The 22,408-nt window shown below is 62.2% G+C and carries 21 protein-coding genes; 15 read left to right on the top strand and 6 right to left on the bottom strand.

The genetic code is table 11. The annotated features are described in order from the left end of the window. Window positions 1-228 precede the first annotated feature (228 nt). The 9 genes from ASC80_RS20100 to ASC80_RS20060 all read left to right on the top strand — a co-directional run bounded on the left by ASC80_RS20100 (window position 229) and on the right by ASC80_RS20060 (window position 11,157). Complete coding sequence (locus tag ASC80_RS20100; protein ID WP_056301311.1) at window positions 229-450, top strand: hypothetical protein; 222 nt, start codon at window positions 229-231, stop codon at window positions 448-450. Window positions 451-526: 76 nt separating this feature from the next. Continuing rightward, a complete protein-coding gene (locus ASC80_RS20095; protein WP_056301309.1) occupies window positions 527-1,267 on the top strand; it encodes a metallophosphoesterase family protein in 741 nt (246 codons plus the stop codon). A 146-nt stretch (window positions 1,268-1,413) separates the two neighbouring features. After that, window positions 1,414-2,007, top strand: a complete 594-nt coding sequence (locus ASC80_RS20090; protein ID WP_349509675.1) for a polysaccharide biosynthesis/export family protein — start codon at window positions 1,414-1,416, stop codon at window positions 2,005-2,007. Window positions 2,008-2,319: 312 nt separating this feature from the next. Next, window positions 2,320-3,741: an outer membrane beta-barrel protein gene (locus tag ASC80_RS20085; protein WP_082512694.1), complete on the top strand. Its 1,422-nt coding sequence runs from the start codon at window positions 2,320-2,322 to the stop codon at window positions 3,739-3,741. Then, window positions 3,722-6,034: a GumC family protein gene (locus tag ASC80_RS20080; RefSeq protein WP_056301308.1), complete on the top strand. Its 2,313-nt coding sequence runs from the start codon at window positions 3,722-3,724 to the stop codon at window positions 6,032-6,034. The genes ASC80_RS20085 and ASC80_RS20080 overlap by 20 nt, the downstream gene beginning before the upstream one ends. Further along, window positions 6,031-7,467 (top strand): VpsF family polysaccharide biosynthesis protein, encoded by a 1,437-nt coding sequence (locus tag ASC80_RS20075; protein WP_056301307.1) that lies wholly within the window; start codon window positions 6,031-6,033, stop codon window positions 7,465-7,467. The genes ASC80_RS20080 and ASC80_RS20075 overlap by 4 nt, the downstream gene beginning before the upstream one ends. Continuing rightward, a complete protein-coding gene (locus ASC80_RS20070; protein WP_056301306.1) occupies window positions 7,464-8,564 on the top strand; it encodes a glycosyltransferase in 1,101 nt (366 codons plus the stop codon). Before ASC80_RS20075 ends, ASC80_RS20070 begins: the two co-directional genes overlap by 4 nt. 23 nt (window positions 8,565-8,587) lie before the next feature. Then, entirely contained in the window at window positions 8,588-9,718 is a 1,131-nt protein-coding gene (locus ASC80_RS20065) for an acyltransferase family protein (RefSeq protein WP_244487326.1), read from the top strand. 2 nt (window positions 9,719-9,720) lie between these two features. Further along, window positions 9,721-11,157, top strand: coding sequence for a lipopolysaccharide biosynthesis protein (locus ASC80_RS20060; RefSeq protein ID WP_056301304.1), 1,437 nt, complete (start codon window positions 9,721-9,723; stop codon window positions 11,155-11,157). 19 nt (window positions 11,158-11,176) lie between these two features. Here the strand turns inward: ASC80_RS20060 and ASC80_RS20055 are convergent, their stop codons facing one another. Beyond that, the gene (locus ASC80_RS20055; protein ID WP_056301303.1) at window positions 11,177-12,277 is read right to left on the bottom strand and encodes an endo-1,4-beta-xylanase; all 1,101 of its coding nucleotides are present in this window, start codon (window positions 12,275-12,277) and stop codon (window positions 11,177-11,179) included. Between the two features lie 190 nt (window positions 12,278-12,467). Here ASC80_RS20055 and ASC80_RS20050 point away from each other — a divergent pair, with 190 nt between their 5' ends. The 6 genes from ASC80_RS20050 (at window position 12,468) to ASC80_RS20025 (ending at window position 18,062) form a co-directional block, all read left to right on the top strand. Next, the gene (locus tag ASC80_RS20050; protein ID WP_056301766.1) at window positions 12,468-13,259 is read left to right on the top strand and encodes a WecB/TagA/CpsF family glycosyltransferase; all 792 of its coding nucleotides are present in this window, start codon (window positions 12,468-12,470) and stop codon (window positions 13,257-13,259) included. Then, window positions 13,256-14,533 (top strand): glycosyltransferase family 4 protein, encoded by a 1,278-nt coding sequence (locus ASC80_RS20045; protein WP_056301301.1) that lies wholly within the window; start codon window positions 13,256-13,258, stop codon window positions 14,531-14,533. Before ASC80_RS20050 ends, ASC80_RS20045 begins: the two co-directional genes overlap by 4 nt. A 7-nt stretch (window positions 14,534-14,540) precedes the next feature. Then, window positions 14,541-15,758 carry a glycosyltransferase family 4 protein gene (locus ASC80_RS20040; RefSeq protein WP_056301299.1) on the top strand — a complete coding sequence of 406 codons (1,218 nt, stop codon included), beginning with the start codon at window positions 14,541-14,543 and terminating at the stop codon, window positions 15,756-15,758. Beyond that, window positions 15,758-16,171, top strand: a complete 414-nt coding sequence (locus ASC80_RS20035; protein WP_200941227.1) for a hypothetical protein — start codon at window positions 15,758-15,760, stop codon at window positions 16,169-16,171. Before ASC80_RS20040 ends, ASC80_RS20035 begins: the two co-directional genes overlap by 1 nt. Window positions 16,172-16,343: 172 nt before the next feature. Beyond that, a complete protein-coding gene (locus ASC80_RS20030) occupies window positions 16,344-17,621 on the top strand; it encodes a PQQ-dependent sugar dehydrogenase (protein WP_056301297.1) in 1,278 nt (425 codons plus the stop codon). A gap of 105 nt (window positions 17,622-17,726) precedes the next feature. Beyond that, a complete protein-coding gene (locus ASC80_RS20025) occupies window positions 17,727-18,062 on the top strand; it encodes a c-type cytochrome (protein WP_056301763.1) in 336 nt (111 codons plus the stop codon). A 94-nt stretch (window positions 18,063-18,156) separates the two neighbouring features. Here ASC80_RS20025 and pip read toward each other — a convergent pair whose 3' ends face one another. The 5 genes from pip to pqqB are packed head-to-tail and all read right to left on the bottom strand — an operon-like array spanning window position 18,157 to window position 22,366. After that, window positions 18,157-19,170, bottom strand: a complete 1,014-nt coding sequence (gene pip, locus ASC80_RS20020; RefSeq protein ID WP_056301294.1) for a prolyl aminopeptidase — start codon at window positions 19,168-19,170, stop codon at window positions 18,157-18,159. After that, window positions 19,163-20,368, bottom strand: a complete 1,206-nt coding sequence (gene pqqE, locus ASC80_RS20015) for a pyrroloquinoline quinone biosynthesis protein PqqE (RefSeq protein WP_056301292.1) — start codon at window positions 20,366-20,368, stop codon at window positions 19,163-19,165. Before pqqE ends, pip begins: the two co-directional genes overlap by 8 nt. Continuing rightward, a complete protein-coding gene (pqqD, locus tag ASC80_RS20010; protein ID WP_056301761.1) occupies window positions 20,365-20,682 on the bottom strand; it encodes a pyrroloquinoline quinone biosynthesis peptide chaperone PqqD in 318 nt (105 codons plus the stop codon). Before pqqD ends, pqqE begins: the two co-directional genes overlap by 4 nt. Next, entirely contained in the window at window positions 20,682-21,446 is a 765-nt protein-coding gene (gene pqqC / locus ASC80_RS20005) for a pyrroloquinoline-quinone synthase PqqC (protein ID WP_056301290.1), read from the bottom strand. Before pqqC ends, pqqD begins: the two co-directional genes overlap by 1 nt. Further along, window positions 21,443-22,366 (bottom strand): pyrroloquinoline quinone biosynthesis protein PqqB, encoded by a 924-nt coding sequence (gene pqqB / locus ASC80_RS20000; protein WP_082512693.1) that lies wholly within the window; start codon window positions 22,364-22,366, stop codon window positions 21,443-21,445. Before pqqB ends, pqqC begins: the two co-directional genes overlap by 4 nt. Window positions 22,367-22,408 lie beyond the last annotated feature (42 nt).

The raw sequence follows: 22,408 nt of genomic DNA, 5'->3' as shown, positions 1-22,408 counted from the left end.
GCGATAACCGCGATAACAACGAGAAACGTGACCCTAAAATGACACTGCGGCCCAATCCTGTAGAGAAAATGTACGTTTAGCTTGAGTTGTCGCGCGGCAGGCGCGACAATCGAATCAGGCCAAATTGCTCGTGACGTCAAAAATTTTAAAAGCGCTTTCAAGTGCAGAAAGATTTTCTGATTCGAGACTCTTAACCGGGCACGGCACTGTCGCCGCAGAGAGTCCCATATGATTGTCAAACTGCAGAAAGCAGAAACGCTCCCGGATGACAGCGCTCGCGCGCCGCGCCGGAGTTCCACCGCGGAGCCGACGATGATCGCTGAGCATGCGAACATCCCGCCGCAATGTCCTGCCGATGACTCCGGTCGCCGGTTGCGAAGTCGGCTGATCCTGGCCAACTTTCTGGCGTGGGTCGCCATCATTGTGGTGATCCGCCTCGTTTTCTTCTAGATCGTCGCGTTATTGAACGAGTGGCGTGCGTTTCTGCGCCTCTTCTGTCACTGAATCATAGTCAGGCCATTAACAAATGCGGCGAGAGATCGGCGGTCACTCCCGATCGGAACCGGCATCGACGCCGCCCGAGACACGGATTTATGCGGTCGGCGACATTCACGGCCGCTCGGATCTGCTGGCCGAAACCATTGCCCGCATCGATGACGATCTTCGCAGACGGCCGATCCGCCATTCCGTCGAGGTCTATCTCGGCGATTACATCGACCGCGGCCCGGATTCGAAAGGCGTGATCGACCAGCTCGCGGTTCGTCTCGTCCGACGGCATGCGATTTGCCTGCGGGGCAACCACGAGCAATTGCTCGAAATATTCCTTCACGACCCGGAAGCCATCCGGCAATGGGCGCATGTCGGCGCCATGCAGACGCTCGCCTCCTACGGCGTTTCCATAAATCCGAATCACACCCCACTCACGACCGTGTCGCTGCAGCACGCGCTCCGTGAGGTGTTTCCGCGCACTCACGAATTGTTTCTGCAATGTTTGCGTAACAGTTTCAGCTGCGGCGATTTTCTTTTTGTTCACGCCGGAATCCGGCCTGGAGTTCCGATGGAGCAGCAGGACACCGAGGACCTGTTATGGATTCGCGATGAGTTCCTCGACTCTACTTATAATCACGGGAAAATCGTCATTCACGGCCACACACCCGTCGAGCATACCGACTTTCGCGACAACCGCATCAACATCGATACCGGCGCGTGGCGCTCGGGCGTGTTAACTACGATCGCAATCGAAAACGCGGACATCATGGTGCTGTGAGGGAACTTGTTCCGGACAATTTGGAACAGGTCTTACATGCTTTCGCCGCTTTTAGCCGCGTATCATCCCGGCCGTCGAGAAACGGCGCGGATCGACAGATCATCCGTGCCGAACTCCATACTGCGTGAAGCTCCATACTGCGTGAGATGAATCTGATGCTGCAATCGTGTTTTCGTTTTGCGGGCCTGCCCGTTTTTTTTGCAATTGCCATGTCCGTGTCCACTGGATCGCTGACACCGGCTTCTGCGCAGCAGACACACGTATCAACGGGTTCTGTTTCGCGCACTTATCTTCTGGGGCCGAGCGATCGCGTGCGCGTTAAGGTTTATGGCGAACCGGACATCACCGGCGAATATGAAGTCGACGGCAACGGATCGGTCTCGATTCCACTCGCCGGTCACGTCAAGGCCGGCGGACTGACGACGCGACAACTCGAGCGCGCCATCGCAGCGGCGCTGTCGAAGGGAATCGTGCGAGATCCGCGGGTGAATGTCGAGATCGCGCTTTATCGGCCCTATTACATTCTCGGCGAAATCAAGAAGAGCGGCGAATACCCTTATAAATCAGGCCTCACCGTGCTCGATGCTGTCGCCAGCGCAGGCGGATTCACCTATCGCGCGAATGAAGGAAAGGTGTTTCTGCGGCGATCCGGCAGCACCGTGGAAGAAGTCTATCCGATGGATGCACCTGTTCTGGTGTTACCCGGCGACAACATCCGGATTCCCGAACGCTACTTCTGACGTTTTTTCAGCAGCAATACTTCATCTCGTTTCATCGTCCTCGAATTGTGCATGTGCGCGAGCCTCTCGCCACAGTGTCGTCCCTTTGCACTGCGTAATATTTTTTTGCAACGCCGAACGATTCAAGGGAACGCACGTTCCCTTGCAAGCGACAACCGCGGGAACGGAGATACGATGACCAGACTCTGACCACGTGAATGAGATCAACTCCACCTGCCCCGCAGGTGAAGCAGGATGCTTTCCGGACCATGCCGAGAGTTGGAACGAAGCCCGCTTTCGCCAGCCGTCAATACATCCCGCGCGGGACGAGCGATGAAATGTGTATTTGCGTATTCTGTTCTGAACGCGGTCGAGGAGCGCCGACTGAGATCCCGCCGCAACGCAGGCGAGATCGCACGGAGGTTAGCGCCATGGCCGGTGATCGTCGTCGTCATCGGCGCGACATCACCTTCGTTCGCGCAGGTGATTCCGACCGATAACGAACTGACTGCGCCGCCCTGGAACGCGCAGCAGGTCTTCGAGCCGACACCGCTGCCGCAACTGGACGATCCCGACAACAGCGACGGTATTCAACCCGAGGACATGCCGGTGAAAACACGACAACAGCCCGGATATGAGCCCGTTGGCATCCGCGCCGGTTCGTGGATGTTCAACCCGTCGTTGATGTCCGGCATGCGATTCGACAGCAACGTCTTTTCGTCCAACACCATGAAGCGGTCGGACTTTGCCGCTATCGTCGCGCCGAGCCTGCGCGCCCATACGCTGTGGGAACGGCACGGCATCGATTTGAAACTGAGCGCGCAGTCCACCATCTATAATGAGAACTCGAGTCTCAACCAGACGAACTACGGCCTCAAGGGCAGCGCCTGGTACGACATCGCGCATGATCTCAAGGTGCTCACCAGTTTTCAGGCGTCGCATCTGAACGAAGGCGTCGGAACGCTGAGTTCGCCGGTCAATGCGATCTCGCCGACGCCCTATGACCTGCTGTCGGGCGACATCACGGTGCGCAAGGAGTTCAACCGCCTTGCCGCGTCCTTCGGCATGGGCGTCGACGCATATGATTTCGGCTCGGCCCGCGCCCAGAACGGCTCGATCATCAATCAGGACGCCCGCGACGGCCAGATCTACACGGTTCACGGCCGCCTCGATTATGCGTTCTCGCCCAAACTGGGCTGGTTCACCGGCGTCGAAGGCAACCAGCGCGAAATCAGGGGAACACCGGGCCGCACGCTCGACTCGCAGGGCTATCGCGCGCTGTCCGGCGTCACGGTTGCTTTGACCAATCTCATCACCGGCGAGATCGGCTTCGGCTATGCGCGGCAAAGTTTCGACGATTCGACGATCGGCACCATCGAGGGGCCGGCGTATCGCGCGATGCTGATGTGGCGCCCCACCCGGCTGCTGGACGTTCATTTCCGGGCCGAGCAGATCGTCACCCAAACGTCGGACACCAGTTCGACCGGCGTGCAGGCCAATGCGCTGCAACTCGGCGCAGACTACGAACTGCGCCGCAACGTCGTCCTCTCGGTGGCCGGCGGCTATGAGCGCGACAAGTTTTTCGGCCAGGCGCGCAACGACAAGGTCCTCACCGCCGACTCGCGGATCAAATATCTGCTGAACCGACATGGCGCGATTTCGCTGTACCACCGCTACACCGAGCGCAACAGCGACATTCCCACCTTCAGCTTCGACAAACACCAGGTTGGAATCAATGTTACAGCGCAGTTCTGACTACGATCACCCGCCTGCGGACGAACACACCGGCACGGCGGTCGGCCGCTGGTCGCAACCGACCGTCGACCTGCGGGAGATGGCGCGAATCTTGCTCCGGCGCTGGAAGATCGCCGCCGTGGCGCCGGCGGCGCTGGTCGCGCTCGCCCTGATCTATGTGATGGCGGCCGACACATTATATACAGCGACCTCCACGGTGCTGGTCGATCCGCGCCGCGCCAATGTGGTCGATACCACGCAGACCGTGCTGTCCAATTTCGGCACGGACGATGCCACCATCGAAAGCCAGACGCTGCTGATCCAGTCGGTGGCGATTCTCCAGCGCGTCGTCGAAAAACTGAAACTCACCAGCGATCCCGAGTTCTCGCCCGAACCCGGCCTGCTCGATCCGATCAAGCGCCTGTTCCGAAGCAGCCCTCCGGCCGATGGCGCCAGCCCCGAGGACGCCGCGACGGCCAATTCGGTGGATATCCTGCAACGGCGCATGAAGGTGACGCGCCAGGGCACGACCTTCCTTGTCGACATCAATGTCAGTTCGGAAGAACCGAAGAAGGCGGCAACGATCGCCAACGCCATCGCCGAAGGATATTTCGAGGAGCAGGTCCGCGCCAAATCGGACGCCACGCGAATCGCCGCCAACTGGCTCAACAGCCAGATCGACGGATTGAAGTCGCGCGTCGTCTCATCGGAACGAGCGGTCGAGGATTTCCGCTCGGCGAACAACCTCGCGGTGTCGCAGGGCGTCACGGTCAACGATCAGCAGATCACCGATCTCAACAACAAGATCATCGCCGCCCGCGTGCAGACCGCCGAGGCGAAGGCAAAATACGATCAGGTCCAGCAACTGGCCAAAACCGGCGGCGATCCCGGCGGCATCAACGCCGCGCTGTCATCGGAGACGATCGCAAAATTGCGCGCCCAGTACGCCGACATCGCCAAGAACGAGGCCGACCTGTCGAGCAAATACGGCGTGCGCCATCCGCTCGTCGCCAATGTCCGCGCCCAGTTGAAGGACACCCAGCGCCTGATCAACGACGAAATCCGCCGCGTGCTGGAAAGCACCAAGCACGATTACGACGTTGCCAAATCGCGCGAGGCGTCGCTGCAGCAGAGCTTCGACCAGCTTCAGGGGGTTTCGAGCACGTCGGGCCAGGCGCAGGTGCGCCTGCACGAACTGCAACGCGAGGCGGAAGCCAACCGGACGCTCTATGAATCCTATCTGGCCCGCTACAAGGAAACCACCGCGCAGGAAAGCCTGGAGATGCCCGACTCGCGCGTGGTGACGCGGGCCAGCGTTCCGATCCGGCCATCATCGCCGAAATCAAAGCTCATTCTCGGCCTCGCGCTGATGCTCGGGCTGGGCATCGGCTGCGTGATCGCCTTTCTTGCCGACTATCTCGACCGCCGGGTGAAAACGCTCGAACAGGCCGAGAATATCACCGGCGTTCCCGCGCTCGCAGCGCTGCCGGCGATCGGCGCACGCGAACTGGCCGGACGCGCCAAGCGCGGACGAAACGAGCTTGAGCACTACGACCCGAGAACAGTGCGGTTGCTGCCGCCCTCGCTGCAGCCGCCATTGATGCGCTATGCCATCGACGAGCCCGGCACATTCTTCGCCGAGGCGATCCGCGCCGTGCGGCTGTCGATTCAACGCACCATGCGAATCCAGCCGATCAAGGTGATCCTGGTCACGTCGTCACTCGACAGCGAGGGAAAGACGACTCTGGCGTCGAATCTCGCGCTGTCGCTCGCCACCCTCGGCATCAAGACGCTGCTGATCGACGGCGATCTCCGCAATCCGGCGCTGACGCGCGCGCTCTGCCCTCATGCCGACGCCGGCCTGCTCGAAGTCGCCACCGGCGTGGCGCCGCTGGAGCGCGCCGTCCATTTCGATCGCAACTCCGGGCTGTCGATCCTGCCGTCGCCCGTGGTGAAGAACGTCGACATCATCACCGAACTGATGTTCTCCGAACAGATGGGCGATATCCTCGATCACCTTCGCCAGCGTTACGAACTGATCATTATCGATTCCCCGCCCCTCGTGCCGCTGGTCGATGGCCGCGCGCTCGCCGAACTGTCCGACAGGATCGTTCTCGCAGTCGGCTGGGATCAGACGCCGCAGGAGGTGCTGACACACACCATCGGTCTGCTCGGCCCGGTGCATGACCGGATTCTCGGAACGGTGCTGACGCGAGTCGATCTCAGCCGCCTGCGGTTCTACGACTACTATCGCAGTTCGGCCTATCTGAAGCCGTACGGCACCGCAAGCCTCGGCCAGGGAGCCGCCTCGTGACGCTGGTTCCCGTCAAGGGACATGCCGGCGGCTTGCCCGTCGGCACGCGGCAACCGCGCCACGGCGGCGGCCGGCTTCCGCCGCGCTGGAGCCAGCCGCACTCGCCGCGAATGCCGCACGCTCCGGCGGTTTCGGCCGGCGTCTCGCTCGACGGGATGATCATTGCGTTGATGACGCTTTCGGTGGCGTCGATGCTCGCGCTGTCTTCGGGAATGTTAACCCACTGGAACGTTCACTATCTGACCGCCGGCGGAAACTTCTACGAGAAACTGCACCCGGCGACTTATCTCGCGCTGATGGCGTTCGGATTGATGCTGTTCCGCAGCGGCGATCCGATAGGTCAGATCAACAAGCTGTTCGTCGAGAACAAACTGATTCTGGTCTACCTGATGTGCTGGTCGTTTCTCGCGGTGCAGATGGTCGTCCTCGATCGGCCATTCACCGTCATCATCGACACCTTCCTGCTGCCGGTGATCCTGTGCCTCGTGATCTGGCAGCTGCCGCAATCCCGGATGACGCCGATCATCTGGGCGGTTCACCTGCTGATCCTTCTCAATGTCGTCATCGGCTACTATGAGTATTTTTCCGGTCATCGCCTGATCCCGCTGACGCTCGGCAGCGTGGTGGTGTTCGGGGAATGGCGGTCGTCGGCGCTGCTGGGACATCCCCTCACCGCATCCGGCATCGTCGGGGCCTATGTCATGGCGCTCGCCCTTCGCCCCTCGCTGATCCCGCCGGCGGTGTTGCGGTTGCCGATTCTCGCTCTCTGTCTCGCCTCGCTGATGGTATTCGGCGGGCGCACGGCTCTCGTCACCGTGCTGCTGGTTCTCGGCACGATCGCGGCAAGCCGGATGCTGGACTTGTTGCGCGGCGGACGGACCACGCTCCCCGCTGCCATCGCCACCATCTGCCTGCTGTTCGCAGGCGCCATCGTGATCTTCGCCGCGTTCGACCTCGGCATCTTCGACAAGATGCTGCTGCGCTTCTCCTCCGACAAAGGCAGCGCGATGGCGCGCATCGCCACCTTCAACCTGCTGTCGCATTTCGACTGGCACGAACTTCTTCTCGGTCCCGATCCCGCACGGGTTAACGCGCTGCAGGCCCAGCTCGGCCTCAACTACGGCATCGAGAATTTCTGGATCTCCTGCGCCGTGCAGTTCGGCGTCCTTCACACAGCGATGATCACCATCGGGTTGGTTTGCCTGTTCGCCGAGATCGTGCGGCGATCGCACCGGGCGGTATGGGCGATCATTCTCCTGATCTTCGTGATCGCGGCGAGTTCGGTCAGCTTCTCGTCCAAGAACATTCAGTTGGCGCAATTCGTTGCGCTCATCGTGTTGCTTCTGCCGCAGGAACGGGCGCGTGCGGCACAGACGCCGCGCCGCGCTGTGCGATCCGCGCCAGGGCGGCCTCAGGGAGTTGGGCATCCATGACCATTTATGTCGATCACACCCATCTCGGGCGTCACGTCACCGGCCTCGAGCGCATCACCCACGAATTGTTCTCGTCGGCGGCGCTCGCGCCTCTCGGCGTGATCCCGGTCACATCGCGCGGCATCGGGCTCATGGTGGCGACCCAGACATTCGGGTTGCCGGCGCGGCTGGCCGCGTCATCGTCGTCGATCCTGTTGTGTCCCGGTTTTCCGCCGAGCCCGCTGCTGCGCCCGTTCGCCGCGCGCGTGATACCCTATATTCACGACGTATTCCTGCTGACGCGGCGCGCCGATCTCAGCCGCAAGGCGCGGCTCTATATGGCCGAACCGTTCAAGGTCGCGGTGCGGCACTATCCGCGTTTTTTCGCCAACTCGGCCGACACACGGCAAAAACTTTCCGCGCATTGCCGCTCCGACGCCGAGATCACGCTGTACCGGCCGCAGGTGCGCAACGTTTTCGGCCTGTCGCCGGACGCCCGCGCCGCACGCGATGAAGCCACCTGCTCCTTGCGTCTGGTCGCGCTCGGCACCGTGGAGCCGCGCAAGAACTTCGTCGCGGCGGCGCGTATCCTCACCGCCTTGCGCCAGCGCGGCTTTCCCGACGCCACGCTCGAAATCGTCGGACGCGAGGGCTGGGGCAACGACTGGCAAACCCTCAAGGCCACTCCGGGTGTCCATCTGCACGGCTATCAGCCGGCGGAAAGCGTCAACCGCATCCTGCAGGATGCCGACATGTTCATCTGTACGTCCCACGAGGAAGGACTCGGGCTGCCGTTGCTCGAGGCGCAATATGCCGGCCTTCCGGTCATCGCGCCGGATGCCGCGATCTTCCACGAGGTGCTCGACCGCTCCGGCATTTTTGTCGATCCCGGCGAGCCCACTGAGGCGGCGGCCCGGATCGCAGCGGCAGCGTCCGGCGCCGGGTGGCGCACTGCAGGCGTGATGGAGGGGCAGAAAAATCTCGCACGCTGGAACGCGCAGGCCGCGGCCGACCGCGACGCCGCGATCGAGCTGATCGCGCGGGTGGCCCGGCAGCAGGCTCGCCTGTCACCCCGGCAGGCAAAAATGGATCGAACCGAACGCGGCAACGTCCGCTGAACGCATCACCTTTCGAGACGCCCTTGCGTAATTATCTCAACCGCGCCTTCGACACGCACCGCCCGGCGCCGGTGACCGCGGCCGCCGTCCAGCAACCGGCGGCGATGGGCGCAATGATGTCCGGCGCGCGCACGCTGGACCGCGATTCCGAATCTCAGGTCGTCGGCCGCGATACCGGCATCGACACCATGCGCGGCATCGCCATCCTGATGGTGATCGGCATTCATGCGCTGCCGCAGCCGCTTCTGCCGGCATGGGAAACTCTGGTGGATGCGGCGCTGCGGCCCTCCGTCCCGGTGTTTCTGTTCGCGACCGGCTACCTCACGGCGCGCGCGGGCCGTGTTCCGCTCGCCAAGCGCATCAGGATGGCGCTGATTCCGTATGCGATCGCATTCGTCGCCGCTTACATCTACATGGCGCTGCATAACCCGGCGATGGATCACCGCGTGACCACCACCGTCGCGCGGTTCGTTCTCGCCTATGTGTTCGTCTACTATTATGTGTTCGTCTATATCGGCTGCACCGTCGCGCTGTGGCTGGTGTTCCGGCTGGCCGAAATCGGCGCGCCTGAGACGCGACAGCGGCTCGCCGTGCTGCTGGCGATGTCGATCGGGCTCGGGCTGATCGTCGGAAGCTATCTCGATCCGCTGATGCAGCACCTCGGCTATTCGGACTCGCTCATTCAGGAAGCGCGGCTGCGCGACATTCCGTTCTGGTTCGGCTTCGCGGCGCTAGGCGCACTGCTCGCGATATCGGACATCGGGCTGGCGGTCCGCGACATGCGAACGCTGCTCGCCGGTGCGGCGGGTGTGACCTACGTCATTTATGCCACGATCCGGCTGAGCGACACCGGCGATGCCGCCGATTACGACTCGGTGGCCTTCTTCGGTTACGCGGCTCTGTTCAGCACGCTGCTCTTTGCCCTGCCGATCAGACTCCCTTTCCTCGCCGCCATCGGGTCGGGCAGCTACTTCATCTATCTCTGGCACATCTTCGTCATCATGATCCTGCGCGATCACGCCGGATTGCGAGAGCTTGGCCCGGTTGCCGATTTTGCGATTACGTTCATGGTAACGGCGGTCATCAGCGTCGCGGCGCTGCTGGCGATCCGCATGCTGGCGCCGCCGCGTCTGTCCCGCTGGCTGGGAGCGTGACCATGCTGTTGCGGCAGACACTCCTTTATATGCCGGCGCAGATTGTCGGACCGCTGTTCCAGCTGATCGCGATGATCGTATGGACCCACGTGGTCGACGAACACACCCTCGGCGTCATCACGCTGGTGACGGCGACGCATGAATTGCTGCAGATCGCGTTTCTGGCATGGTGGTCGCAATATGCGCTGCGGTTTTTCGGACGCTTCCAGAGCGACGACGACGCGCAGCGATTCTACCGCACCGAGAACGTGGTTCTGCTGGCGTCCATCGTTATTCAAAGCGCGGCGATGGTCGGAATTCTGCTGCTGGTGATCGCGCCGGATGCAAACTCCGGCCTGCTCGGCGCGGCCATCGCCTATGTGATATCACGCTCGCTCAATCTTTACATCGGCGAACGCGCCCGGGTGCGGCAGCAGATCGGCGTCTATTCGATCCAGCAGATCATCGGACCGTCGGCCGGATTCCTGATCGGCCTGCTGATGATCCGTTGGCTCGGACAAAATCCGGAATGGCCGCTCGCCGGCTACGCCATCGCCCAGTTCGTCGCCGCGTTCGTCGTATTGCCGAAAATCGGTTACGGCCACCGCCTGTGGCCGGTGGACCGCGAGATCATCCGGCATGCGATGCAATATGGCGTTCCGCTGTTCATCGGCGGCGCGCTGGGATGGGTCGGCCTCAACGCGTCGCGATTCGCTGTCAACGATCTCCTCGGCGTGGCGGCGGCAGGCTTGTTCGCGGTCGGCTACGGTCTCGGTCAACGCGCGGCGGCCGTCGCCGCCATGCTGGTCACAGCCGCAGCCTTCCCGATCGCGATCAAGCGGATGGAGGAGAGCGGCAGCAAGGCCGCGATCCGTCAACTCGCCGACAATTGCGCGCTTCTCGTCGCCATCCTTGCGCCCAGCATCGTCGGCATTTTCATGCTGCGCACCGAGATCGTCCACCTCCTGATCGCCGAACGATTTCAGGCGGTGACGCTGGCGATCCTGCCGCTCTCCGCCCTTGCCGGTGCGATCCGCAATCTGCGCGCCCATTTCGGCGACCAGGTGTTTCTCCTGCATAACCGCACGCGGCCGCTGGTGGTGGTCGCCAGCATCGACGCCGCGGTGACGATTGCGTTCAGCGTCGCATTCATCTGGAAATGGGGCGTGGTCGGCGGCGCGGCCGCCAATGTGGCTGCGGCGGTTTGCGCCGCGACCGCGAGCTTCGCGATCGGATTTTCGAAATTCCAGCTGACGCTGCCGCTCCGTCATCTGGCGCGCATCGCCATCGCGACCGGCGCGATGGCCGCGCTGCTCTACGTGCTTCCTGAAGCCCGCAATTTCATCACGCTGGCGGGTCACATCGCCGCCGGCGCCGCGGTCTATCCGGCCGTTCTTGCCATCCTGTACAGCCCGTCACTGGTGCGCATGGTCCGCCTGCGGGCGCAGCATTCCGGCTGAGCGATGGATTGGGTGACCGCTAGTCCCGCTTGGCGTTCCGGAAGGCTTTTGCCATCGCGAACCACAGCGGCTTCTTCTGCATCTGGTCGTCATACGGCAGCGGCCGCGGCAGCCGGGTTGCGGCCGGGTTCTTCTTTTTCGCGGCCGATGTGTAGAACGAGTAGTTGTCCGCGAGTTCCCACGCGATCACCGCCTTGACCCGGGGCACCGACAACACGTTGTTGAGGAATTTTTCCGCGGTGTCGGCGATCATCGCATCCCGCGTCGGAATGTCGTCCGGGAACGTATCGTCGCGCACGTCGAATTCGGTGATGTAGATGTCCACCTTCTTGTCGGCGAGCGCGTGGACGAAATCGAGAAAGCGCGCCGGATCGTGTGGATAACGCGGCTGGAGGTGACCCTGCAATCCGACCGCGTCGAGACGGACGCCGGCATTCTGCAACTCATCGACCAGATGCAACAGGCCTGCGCGCACTTTACGCCCGACATCGTCGTCGCGCTCGGACTGCGCTTCGTTGAGGACAAACTTCGTTGTCTTGTCGACCGCGCCTGCGCGTTCGAATGCGCGGCGAACGTAGCCGGTGCCGAACGCCTCGTACCACGGGCCAAGCCGATATCCGCCGGGCGCCTTGTGTCCCGGCCAGAACGGTTCGTTGACGATGTCCCACGAGTGCAGCTTGCCGGCATAGCGACCCACCACCTCCTCGATATAAGCGTCGAAGAATTTCTGGCGCTCGGGAACACTCATGGATTTCACCCACGCCGGAACCCACTCGTTCCAGATCAGGCAATGGCCGCGCATCGGGATGCGATGCGATGCACAGAAATTCAGCAGCCGATCCGCGCTGTCGAATCGTTTCGGTCCCGGTTGCGGCGCAATCGTGCCGATCTTGAGCGCGATGTCCGTCGTGATGATTCGGGTTTGCGCTGGATAGAGATCGCGATACGCGAAATCCTTAAATATCGACGGACCGGCGGCGGATCCAAAAATCAGCCCATTCGCCGCCGCAATCTCGCCAAGACTTTCGCTCGTTGCCGCGCACGACGCATGACTTCGTAAAGAAATTCCTGCGCCGCCCAGAATCGCAAGCGCCTCTCGTCTCGAACACATAGCTTGCATGGCAGATCTCCGTCGCACGAATGCATCGTTGTTACATTGATTGAACCCGACGCCATCGTTGCGACGCAATACTGCGATTTCATGTTCCTGTCTTGCCGATAACGAGATTTTTCAGGGTGCACATGATGTTGTCGCCACGTGTTTGCTTTGTTCCTTTTATCTCGATCACACCACCCAACAGGAGATCGATATGCTGGACTCGCAAACACAGCGAGGCAATCTCACGGTTGATGGCATCACCATCAACATCTCGTCGATGTCGGAAGCGGTATCGTCTATCGTATCGGCTGCGCAGCAGGGCGAGAGCTTCTCGGTCTGCACGCTTAATCTCGATCACGTCGTACAACTGCAACGAAAATCCGACTTCCGTGCCGCCTACCGGCGTGCGCGATTCGTCACCGCGGACGGTTTCCCGATCGCGATCCTGAGCCGGCTCACCGGATCTCCGGTTGAACGCACAACAGGTGCCGATCTGATCGCTCCGTTGTGCGCGGAAGCCGGGCGCAGACAAATTCCGATCTATCTTCTGGGCTCGAACAAGCTCACGCTTCACCGCACCGCAAGACGGCTGGCGAAACGGTTTCCCGGCCTGAAGGTGGTCGGCTCATACGCGCCCGGCGGAAATTTCGATTCCTATTCCGAGGAAGCTGACGATGCCACCCACATGATACGCACCTCCGGCGCACAACTCTGCTTCATTGCGTTGGGCGCCCCCCGTCAGGAAATCTTCGCCGCGCGGTGTCTCGACGAAATCTCGGGCATTGGCCTGCTCTGCATCGGCGCAGGACTCGATTTCATCGCCAACACCCAGGCCCGCGCGCCCTCGTTCACACAAAAGCTCGGCCTCGAATGGGCATGGCGCATGGTCACCAATCCGCGCCGGCTGGCGCCGCGTTACGCACGATGCATCGCGGTGATCCCGCGACTCGTGGTCGCCAGTCTCCCGCAAATCGTCAACGCACGAATAAGGAAAACCGCATGACTTCCACGGTAACGCTGGCACAGCGCGCACGCAATTCGGCGCTCGCAAAGCCGAGATACCAGATCTGCCTGATCCACCCGTTCGATCCGCGCGGTGAGAAAGTCGGCGGTCTCGAAACCTACATTCGCGATTTCATCACGTTTCACCCGACCGACACCGACCTGCTGTTCATCGGCGTCGATTCCAAAGGCGACCTCAAGCTTGGTCAGATTCAGAAGCTGACCTTCCGTGGGCGGACGTTCGAATTCCTGCCGATCCTGCACTATTCGGACGAGCAGGCGCGCGAAGCAGCAAAGACGGTTCGCTCGTCGCTGACCGGGAAATTCTTCATGGCGCTGATGCGAAATTTCGGCACGATCGCGCGGCTGATCCGGGCGCGACGATGCTCGATCGACCTTCGCCGCGTCGAGTTCTCATGGCTGCCCGCGATCCTGCGATTGCCGTTCGTCCAGATGCTGCACGGCGAAGGCGTGCCGAAGCTTCAGATGGACTCGCTGCTTCGGCGCTATTCCTTCGTTCACAATGCCGGAGAGCGCTTCGCCATCGCGGCCAGCGAAAAGTTTCTCTGCGTCAATCCGCATATCACCGAGCGGCTTCAGAAAACCTACCCCAATAGCAAGGACAAGATCGATACGCTGTGGACTTGGGTCAATACCGACATCTTCAAGCCGCAGCCGCTGCCTCTCGGCACCGATCCATTCCGCGTCGCGTTTGCCGGGCGGCTCGATGAATTCAAGGACCCGGCGCTGATGTTCCAGACCATCGCCAAACTGCGCGAGCGCCTGAACGGCGCGGTCGAATTCCATTATATCGGCACCAGCGACCCGCATCGCTTCCCTGAATTCGCGGCGATCGAGGATGTAACCGTGCGACACGGCTTCAAGGATGCTGCCGGAATGGCCACGGCGCTCGCCTCGGCCCACGCCGGAATCCTGACATCGGAATTCGAGGGGATGCCACGCTTCGTGCTCGAGACACTCGCGGTCGGCCGTCCGGTGGCGGCGCTGCACCTGCCCCAGCTCGAGGCGGTGATCCGCGACGGCGAAAGCGGCTATCTGGTGTCGCGCAGCGACAGCAAGCAAGACATGGCGGAGCGGCTGGCCCAGAGGTTCGTCGAAATCCGCAGCGCCATTGCAAAGCGCGAAATGGATTCCGCCGGCATCGCCGCCAGCATCAAGACCTTCACGCCCAACACGCAACTGGCGCGCGTCTTCCGTTATCATCAGGAAATCCAGAACGCGCGCGGCTTGACGGCAGCGGCCTCCGCCTATTGAGGAGCCTATGAACATTCTCATGCTGACGAGCGAATTCGCGCCGGCGACTGGCGGAATCGGCACCTATGCGCGTGAGATCGCGGCGGCCGCCAGCCATCTCGGCGCGCAGGTGACCGTAATCGCGCCCGACTATTCGGAACATACGCCCGATGACGACCGCGCCTACCCGTTCCGCCTTCACCGCTTTCGCGGCGGCCTCCATTCGATGCGCGATCTTCCGTCCAAGATCGCGCTCGCCCGCAGCAGCGTCCGCAGCGCTGACTACGACATCATTCACGCCGCGGACTGGCCGTTCTTTATTCCACTGGCGCTGTCGCGGCGGCGCACTCGCGCCCGCCTGCTGATGACGGTGCACGGCACCGAAATCAACGAGACCCAGACCTCGATGAAGCGCCTGGCGATCCGCACCGCAGGCGTGTTCGGCCCGCGCACCGAGGTCGCCGCCAACAGCCGTTATACGCGCGAGCTGTTCCGCAGCCGCTTCGCCATGGAAGAGCACCGCGTCAACGCCATTCCGCTCGGGGTATCCGATTTCTGGTTCGGTTCGAACCGCAGGCGCGCGGAGGCCAGACAGACCCACCATCTCGCGCCCGATCGCATCGTCATGGTGACGGTCGCGCGCCTCACCCGCCGCAAGGGTCACCACCTGACGCTGTCGGCGCTGGCCACCCTTCCGGATGAACTGCGCCGGCGCATCACCTGGCTGGTGATCGGCCCTGAGGGCGAAGCCGACTATGTTCGCGAGTTTCGTCAGATGATTGCCGATACCGATTGCGATGTCCGCATCATGGGGACGATGTCAAATGAACAGATCCGCGACATTTACGGGGCCAGTGATTTCTTTTGCCTGACGGGGTTGCCGGAATCGTCCGGCCGCGTTGAGGGTTTCGGCCTCGTCTATCTCGAAGCGGGAGCAGCGGGGTTGCCGAGCATCGCGACCAATGTCGGCGGCGTGCCTGATGCCGTCCTCGCCGACGAGACCGGCCTGCTGGTGGAACCGGACCGCGACGAGATCGCGCGCGTGATCGCCGAGATTGTCGAGGAAACCGATACCCGCGCCATTCTCGCCGCCGGAGCAATGGCGCATGCCCGCGCGCTGTCGTGGGAACGCTGCGCGGCGGATACCTACGGCCTGTCGCGCCCGGGACGGCTCGAATCCGATATTGCCGACCTCGTTGCCACCACCGCCGGAGCGAGCATCCCGCTCGCACCTGTTGCACCGTGATGAAGACGGCCCTGGCCTCTATCGTGTTGCTGGCTTCGGTTATCGCCGGGCCAGCCTATGCCGATAGTTGCGGCAGGAGCCGCGACTATCTGCTCGGCGGTCTGGCGGGTGAACTGACCATGCCCCCGCAAGCCTATCAAAGCCTGTTCAAGGTCTGCCTCGCGACGGCGGCGATGTCCAACGTCAAGGACGCGGTCATGCTGAAGGATGGCGGCATCGGCGTCATCCCGAAACAGGACAGCGTGCCGGCGACCGCCGGGACGCTGTCGACATTCTGTAACGCCTATCCGCGCGGCACGTTGCGCTTCATCACGCGCAAGGATCAAAGAATGGGCCTTACGATCGGACGCCTGGTGCGGCTGTCCTCAACATCGTCGACGCCGTGCAAGGTGATCAAGGGCAACGCATCCTGATCCGCCTGCGGTGCGGCGCGCATTGTGCGCAAATCACAATCCCGCGATGCTGCGAAGCGGCAAGGCTTCACACCGGGTCATCTTTCCGCCTTGCATCTTGCGCCGTCGATGGCGTTCGCTAGTCTTCCCTCCGTAAAACTTAACAATCAATCCCCATTGGGAGGATAAGAGTATGTTTTACGTTTCCAGATCATCCATTCTTGGTTCATTCGCTGTTGCAGCGCTGCTCTGCGCATCGGCAATTCCTGCATCCGCCCAGTCATCGGAAAGCAACGTCGAGAAACTGGGTGAATTCAAAAAGACCGGCGTCACGGAAATCCCGACGGTCGCGCAGTCGGGCCGCAAGGCCGATGCCATCAAGGCCAACCTGTCGAAGATCAAGCTGCCGCCGGGATTCAAGATCAGTCTTTATGCGCTCGTCCCTGACGCGCGGCACATAGCGGTCGGCCCGCAGGGCGTGGTGACGTTCATCGGCACGCGCAAGACCAAGGTCTATGCCGTCACCGATCGTGGCAAGGCCGGCTACGCCGAAGAGGTGAAGGAGTTCGCACCCTCGGTGAAGTTCACCCTTCCCAACGGCGTCTGCTTTTCCAAGGACGGCGTCCTTTACATCGTCGAGCAGAACCGCATTCTCAGTTTTCCTGCTGCTGAATTCTTCTACGAAAGCCCCGACGTCGCGGTCGGCGTTGTCGTGAAGCAAGGCGAACTGATTCCGAAGGAAGAGGAGAGTTTCAATCATACCGCGCGGCCTTGTCGCATCGGCCCCGACAACAAGCTTTACACGGCCATCGGCCAAAAATTCAACGTGCCTCCGAAAGAGAAGCTCGACGCCTATTTCAAGGCAGGGCTTGGCTCGATCATCCGCATGGACCAGGACGGCAGCAACCGGATGATCTACGCGCATGGCATACGCAATTCGGTCGGGCTCGACTTCAACCCGAAGAACGGTCAGCTCTGGTTTACCGACAATCAGGTCGACGGCATGGGTGACAACACACCTCCGGGCGAACTGAACCGCGCCACGCAGGCCGGACAGAACTTCGGCTTCCCGTATTATGGCGGCGGCAAGGTTCGCACCGTCGAATACAAGGCCGATACACCGCCCGCCAACGTGGTCTACCCGGAAGTCGAGATGGATGCCCATGCCGCCGATCTCGGCATGATGTTCTATAGCGGCAAGTCGTTTCCCGCGAAGTATCGCGGCGGCATCTTCTCGGCGCAGCACGGATCGTGGAATCGGACCGAGCCAGTCGGCGCGCGGGTGATGTTCACCTCGCTCAAGGCCGATGGCAGCGCCGACAAGACAGAGGTCTTTGCATCCGGATGGCTGACGCCGGATGGTGAATATCTCGGGCGCCCTGTCGATATCGCACAATTGCGCGACGGATCGCTGCTGGTATCGGACGATCTGGCGGGTGCGCTTTATCTCATCACTTACGAGGACAAGTAACCGAGCCGCATCCCGCCGCACGATGGCAGATGCCATTCGCGGCGGCGGGTGTGCGACCGTCACGCGCGGCTGCCGCAGCCGGCCTTTTCACCGGGATTTCACATCATGTTCGCACGAAGCCTGACCGCGCTGGCAATAGCGGCTGCGCTGGTCGCAAGCTCCCATGCCGCCCATGCCGACGGCGATGCCAAGGCCGGCCGCAAGAAGGCGATGCAATGCGCCGCCTGCCACGGCATCGACGGCATCTCGAAACTGCCGAATGCGCCGAACATCGCCGGGTCGCCCGCGATCTATCTGGAAAAGCAGATCAAGGCGTTCCGCTCGGAGGAGCGCAAGGATGAAACCATGAATGTCGTCGCCAAGCCGCTGTCCGACGATGACATCGCCGATCTCGCGGCGTGGTATTCGGGACTCGAGGTCAGCGTGACCGTGCCGCAATGAGGTAGCATCAGCGCCTCTCCTGCAGTGAGCTTTTCTTCGTCGCCCCCTTCTGGGGAGGGAAAAGAAAGCACGCTCCTCAGGATGAGGGATCGTTTCACATTCGGGTCCGATCAGCTTTCGACTGGACGTCAAGCGTTGCTACATCGTCAATCGCCGCCCTCACCGCCTCGGCAATGCCGGGGTCGTGCAGCGAATGTCCGGCGCCGTCGACGATGCGGACCTCGGCACCGGGCCACGCCGCCGCCAGCGCATGGGCGATTGCGGGCGGACACAACAGATCATAACGCCCCTGCACGATGATGCCGGGAATTCCGTTCAGGCGTCCGGCGTTGCGCATCAACCGATCCGGTTCGAGAAAGCAGCCGTTGCGAAAATAATGCGCCTCCATGTACGGCGTCGATGGCAGGCCACGGCGGCCGCCCCGGATCGCGGCAAGATCGAGCCGCGATCGCGATGGCCGGACTTCGGAGAGAATACGCTCGGTATCGTGCCATGCCCATGCGGCGGGACCGTGGATCGCGGGATCGTCGTCGAGAATGCGCCGCCAATAAGCTTCGAGCGGCGTCTCACGCTCCTCCGGCGGAAGAAGGCTCAAAAAATCCTCGTACAGGGCCGGATAGAATCGCGGCAGCCCGCCGCGAAACGACCATTCCAGTTCGGCGCGGGTCCCGAGAAATGTCGCGCGCAACACAATGCCGCTGACGCGCTCGGGATGGCGTTGCGCATAAGCCAGCGCCAGCGTCGCGCCCCACGAGCCGCCGGACACCAGCCAGCGGTCAAAACCGAGCGTCTCGCGAATGGTTTCCATGTCCGCGATCAGATGATCGAGCGTATTCGCCTCGCGCGATCCCCTGGGCCGGCTGCGGCCCGCACCCCGCTGATCGAACAACACGGCGTGAAAGCGCTGCGGATCGAACAGGCGGCGATGATCCGGCTGGCAGCCGCTGCCGGGACCGCCATGGAGGTAGACCGCCGGAATCCCGTCAGCGCAACCGACGGTTTCGACATAAATCTCGTGGCCGTCGCCGACCGCGAGATGCCGAACGGTCAACGGCGCAAACGGGTCGATACGCTTGTCGGACGGTGAGACGTCGCTGGCATCAAGCACGAGAATGATCCTCGCGCTCGAGCGTGCCGCCGGAAAAATCACGATAGATGAAACCGCGGAGGCCTCCTTCGGATTCCGCGATGGCGGCCTTGAAAATCTGCTCATGCATCGGCGACAGCGCGCAGGCCGGATCGGTGTTGGCGGCCTTGCCGGTTAACGCGAAAGCCTGACAGCGGCAGCCGCCGTAATCGACCTCTTTGAACTCGCAGCTTTGGCACGGTTCGGGCATCCAGCCGGTGCCGCGATAGCGGTTGAACGCCTCGGAGTTCTGCCAGATCCAGGCAATCGGATGATCACGCACCGACTCGAACTCCAGACCGGTGATCGTTTCCGCCGCATGGCACGGCAACACCTTGCCGGACGGCGAGATATTGAAGAACTGGCGGCCCCAGCCGCCCATGCATTTCTTCGGGCGGAGCGCGTAATAGTCCGGCACCACGTAATCGATCGCGAGCGTTCCCTTGAGCCGCGCTTCGGCTTCTTCGACGACGCGGCTGGCTTCATCGATCTGCGCCATCGTCGGCATCAGCGCGGCGCGGTTCTTCAGCGCCCAGCCGTAATACTGGACGTTGGCCACTTCGAGCCGGTCGGCGTCGAGATCGACCGCCATTTGAATAATGTCCGCAAGCTGCGACAGGTTCTGCCGGTGCATCACCGCATTGACGGTGAGCGGCAAATCCAGTTCGCGGACCCAGCGCGCGACCTCGATTTTTTTGGCGTGCGCGTCCCTCAGCCCGGCGACGCGGTTCGCCGCCTCGGGCTCGCTGCCCTGAAAGCTGATCTGCACGTGGCACAGCCCGGCATCGGCGAGCGCCGCCAGTTTCTCCCTGGTGAGAAGAACGGCGGAGGTAATGAGGTTGGAATACAGCCCGACCTCGGTGGCATGGCGAACAAGCTCCACCAGATCCTTGCGCGCGGTCGGCTCGCCGCCGGAAAAGTGAATCTGCAGGACGCCGATCTGCGCCAGTTCGGTCAGCACCCGCTTCCATTCGCCGGTGGTGAGTTCGTTGCTGCCGCGCTCCAGTTCGAGCGGGTTCGAGCAATACGGGCATTGCAGCGGACAGCGATGGGTCAGTTCCGCCAGCACCGCCAGCGGAATCCCGAACGTCTCCGCTGGCGAGGCGCGCCGCTCCAGCGCCGCAAGCCCGTCGGACGGGTCGCCGTGAATGGTGCTGACATCGGCGAGCGTCGGGCTCATGATTTGGTATCCTGCCTGTCGGCAAGAAAGCCCTTGCCGGCAAGATCACGCAGCATCGCGATGACATCGAGGCCGATCACCTCGCGATCAGCTGCGTATTTCGCCGCGAGCACGTCGATAATCTGCGCGACGCTGCGGTCACCGTCGCAGAGCTGCAGAATCTCGACCGCCACCTCGTCGGGGACCAGCACGCGCTCGGGCGCCAAAATCACCCAACGCTGGCGCGTCTCGTCGAAACGCAACCGGGCATGGCGCGCGAGCACCGGACGGCTCTCCTGATGTATGTCGACCTGCCGGCTGCGCAATGTCGGCATCATGCGGGCTCCGGCCTGAAGGCGCCGGGCGGAACGTGCCCGTCGACGTAGGCGTGATAAAGGGCATCGAGTTGCGCCCAGAGTACGTTAGTCTTGAAGATCAGCGCATTGCACATCGCCTCGCGCTGCTCAGGCGTGGTGGCGTTTGTCCTGACGAAATCGAGCGCGAAATTGGCGTCGCGCGGCGCCTGCTCCATCCGGCGCTTGAAGTAGCTCATGATCTCGGGATTGACGAAATCGTAATGCGCCAGCATCCCGGATATGCGCTCCTCGTGCAGGTTCGGCGCGAACAGTTCGGTCAGCGACGACGCGATGGCCTCAAGCGGCGTACGGTCGCGCACGAAATGAACATAGGCATCGACGGCAAAACGCGTCCCCGGAAGAATCCCTTCCGCGGATTCGACATAGGCGCTGTCGAGCCCAAGCCCCTCGGTCAGCTTCAGCCAGCGCTCGATGCCGCCCTCAGCGCCGGCATCGCCATCGTGATCCTCAATGCGATGCCGCCATTCGCGCCGGATGTCGCGGTCGCGGAAACGCGAGATCACCACGGCGTCCTTGATCGGGATCGTGCTCTGATAATAGTAGCGGTTCAACGCCCACGCCTGCACCTGCCCCTTGTTCAGCTTGCCGCCATGCAGCAGCCGGTGAAATGGATGCAGATTGTGGTAGCGCTCCGCGCCGATCTTGCGGAGCATCGCCTCGAGTTCGTCGGCGCTCTCGAGCGGCGCCTCGTTCCTGACCGTGAAGGCGGTGATCGCGTTCAAATCACAATCTCCATTCCATCCGAAGGGATTTCCCAGCCTGCCCTGTCCACCGCGTTCCGTTCGGCCGAGCCATGCAGCCACGCGGGGTTGGAGTTATTGATGTGCAGGAAAATCTTACGCGTAATTCCCAGATCCGCCAACGCGGCCATCGCGCCACCCTGACCCGACATCGCGATATGGCCCATGCGCTGGCCGGTCTTGTGGCCAAGCCCTGCTGCGATCAGTTCGTCGTCCCGCCATAACGTACCGTCGAAGAAAATCAGCGGCGCGCCGCGCAATCTGTCTTTCAGTTCCTCGTCCACGGCAGCACACGCGGCAAGAAAGTAAAAATGCGCGCCGCTGGCCTTGTCGGCGACGCGCAGGCCGAGCGTGTCGCCTGCCTCCTCGATTCTGTCACCGGCCTCGTTTTCGAGATACCACGCTGATTTTCCGGAGACGGCAAACGGCGTAACGACGAGGCCCGAAGCTGAACCGTCCGGCAATGCCGGCTCGAACGGCGCATCGAATGCGATCGGCTCGCGCGGCACGCGCGCTTCGTCGAGAACGTTGAAAATGCTGTTCGCTTTCAGTATCTCCAGCACGCGGGGGTGGGCGTAGATCGTGAAAGGCCAGCCTTCGCGCAGCGACAGCAGCCCGGCGACGGCATCGACCTCGCCATTGGTCAGGATTACGCCCGTGAGCGGGCTGTGGCGGAGATGTCCGGCTTGCGGATGAAGCTGCGGGTTGGTGGCCATCTGCTGGCGCAAATCGGGCGATGCATTGATGAGAAACCAGTGGTGGTCGTCTGCGCTGACAGCAATCGAAGCCTGGGTTGATTGCAGACCCGGATTGTTCAGGCGTGCCGCGCTACAGATCCTGCAATTGCAGTTCCATTGCGGAACACCACCGCCCGCAGCTGCTCCAAGAACGACAACACGCATCAGGAAACTCCAGCGATCTCCGAAGTCCCTATGCTGAAAACA

It is taken from the genome of Afipia sp. Root123D2 (assembly GCF_001425835.1).
Lineage (GTDB): Bacteria > Pseudomonadota > Alphaproteobacteria > Rhizobiales > Xanthobacteraceae > Afipia.
This window is presented reverse-complemented; position numbering and strand designations above follow the sequence as displayed.

Bases quoted from the DNA above. Each gene is read 5' to 3' on its own strand.
- ASC80_RS20100 (WP_056301311.1), top strand. From the start codon at position 229: ATGATTGTCAAACTGCAGAAAGCAGAAACGCTCCCGGATGACAGCGCT.
- ASC80_RS20095 (WP_056301309.1), top strand. From the start codon at position 527: ATGCGGCGAGAGATCGGCGGTCACTCCCGATCGGAACCGGCATCGACG.
- ASC80_RS20090 (WP_349509675.1), top strand. From the start codon at position 1,414: ATGAATCTGATGCTGCAATCGTGTTTTCGTTTTGCGGGCCTGCCCGTT.
- ASC80_RS20085 (WP_082512694.1), top strand. From the start codon at position 2,320: ATGAAATGTGTATTTGCGTATTCTGTTCTGAACGCGGTCGAGGAGCGC.
- ASC80_RS20080 (WP_056301308.1), top strand. From the start codon at position 3,722: ATGTTACAGCGCAGTTCTGACTACGATCACCCGCCTGCGGACGAACAC.
- ASC80_RS20070 (WP_056301306.1), top strand. From the start codon at position 7,464: ATGACCATTTATGTCGATCACACCCATCTCGGGCGTCACGTCACCGGC.
- ASC80_RS20060 (WP_056301304.1), top strand. From the start codon at position 9,721: ATGCTGTTGCGGCAGACACTCCTTTATATGCCGGCGCAGATTGTCGGA.
- ASC80_RS20055 (WP_056301303.1), bottom strand. From the start codon at position 12,277: ATGCAAGCTATGTGTTCGAGACGAGAGGCGCTTGCGATTCTGGGCGGC.
- ASC80_RS20050 (WP_056301766.1), top strand. From the start codon at position 12,468: ATGCTGGACTCGCAAACACAGCGAGGCAATCTCACGGTTGATGGCATC.
- ASC80_RS20045 (WP_056301301.1), top strand. From the start codon at position 13,256: ATGACTTCCACGGTAACGCTGGCACAGCGCGCACGCAATTCGGCGCTC.
- ASC80_RS20040 (WP_056301299.1), top strand. From the start codon at position 14,541: ATGAACATTCTCATGCTGACGAGCGAATTCGCGCCGGCGACTGGCGGA.
- ASC80_RS20035 (WP_200941227.1), top strand. From the start codon at position 15,758: ATGAAGACGGCCCTGGCCTCTATCGTGTTGCTGGCTTCGGTTATCGCC.
- ASC80_RS20030 (WP_056301297.1), top strand. From the start codon at position 16,344: ATGTTTTACGTTTCCAGATCATCCATTCTTGGTTCATTCGCTGTTGCA.
- ASC80_RS20025 (WP_056301763.1), top strand. From the start codon at position 17,727: ATGTTCGCACGAAGCCTGACCGCGCTGGCAATAGCGGCTGCGCTGGTC.
- pqqE (WP_056301292.1), bottom strand. From the start codon at position 20,368: ATGAGCCCGACGCTCGCCGATGTCAGCACCATTCACGGCGACCCGTCC.
- pqqD (WP_056301761.1), bottom strand. From the start codon at position 20,682: ATGCCGACATTGCGCAGCCGGCAGGTCGACATACATCAGGAGAGCCGT.
- pqqB (WP_082512693.1), bottom strand. From the start codon at position 22,366: ATGCGTGTTGTCGTTCTTGGAGCAGCTGCGGGCGGTGGTGTTCCGCAA.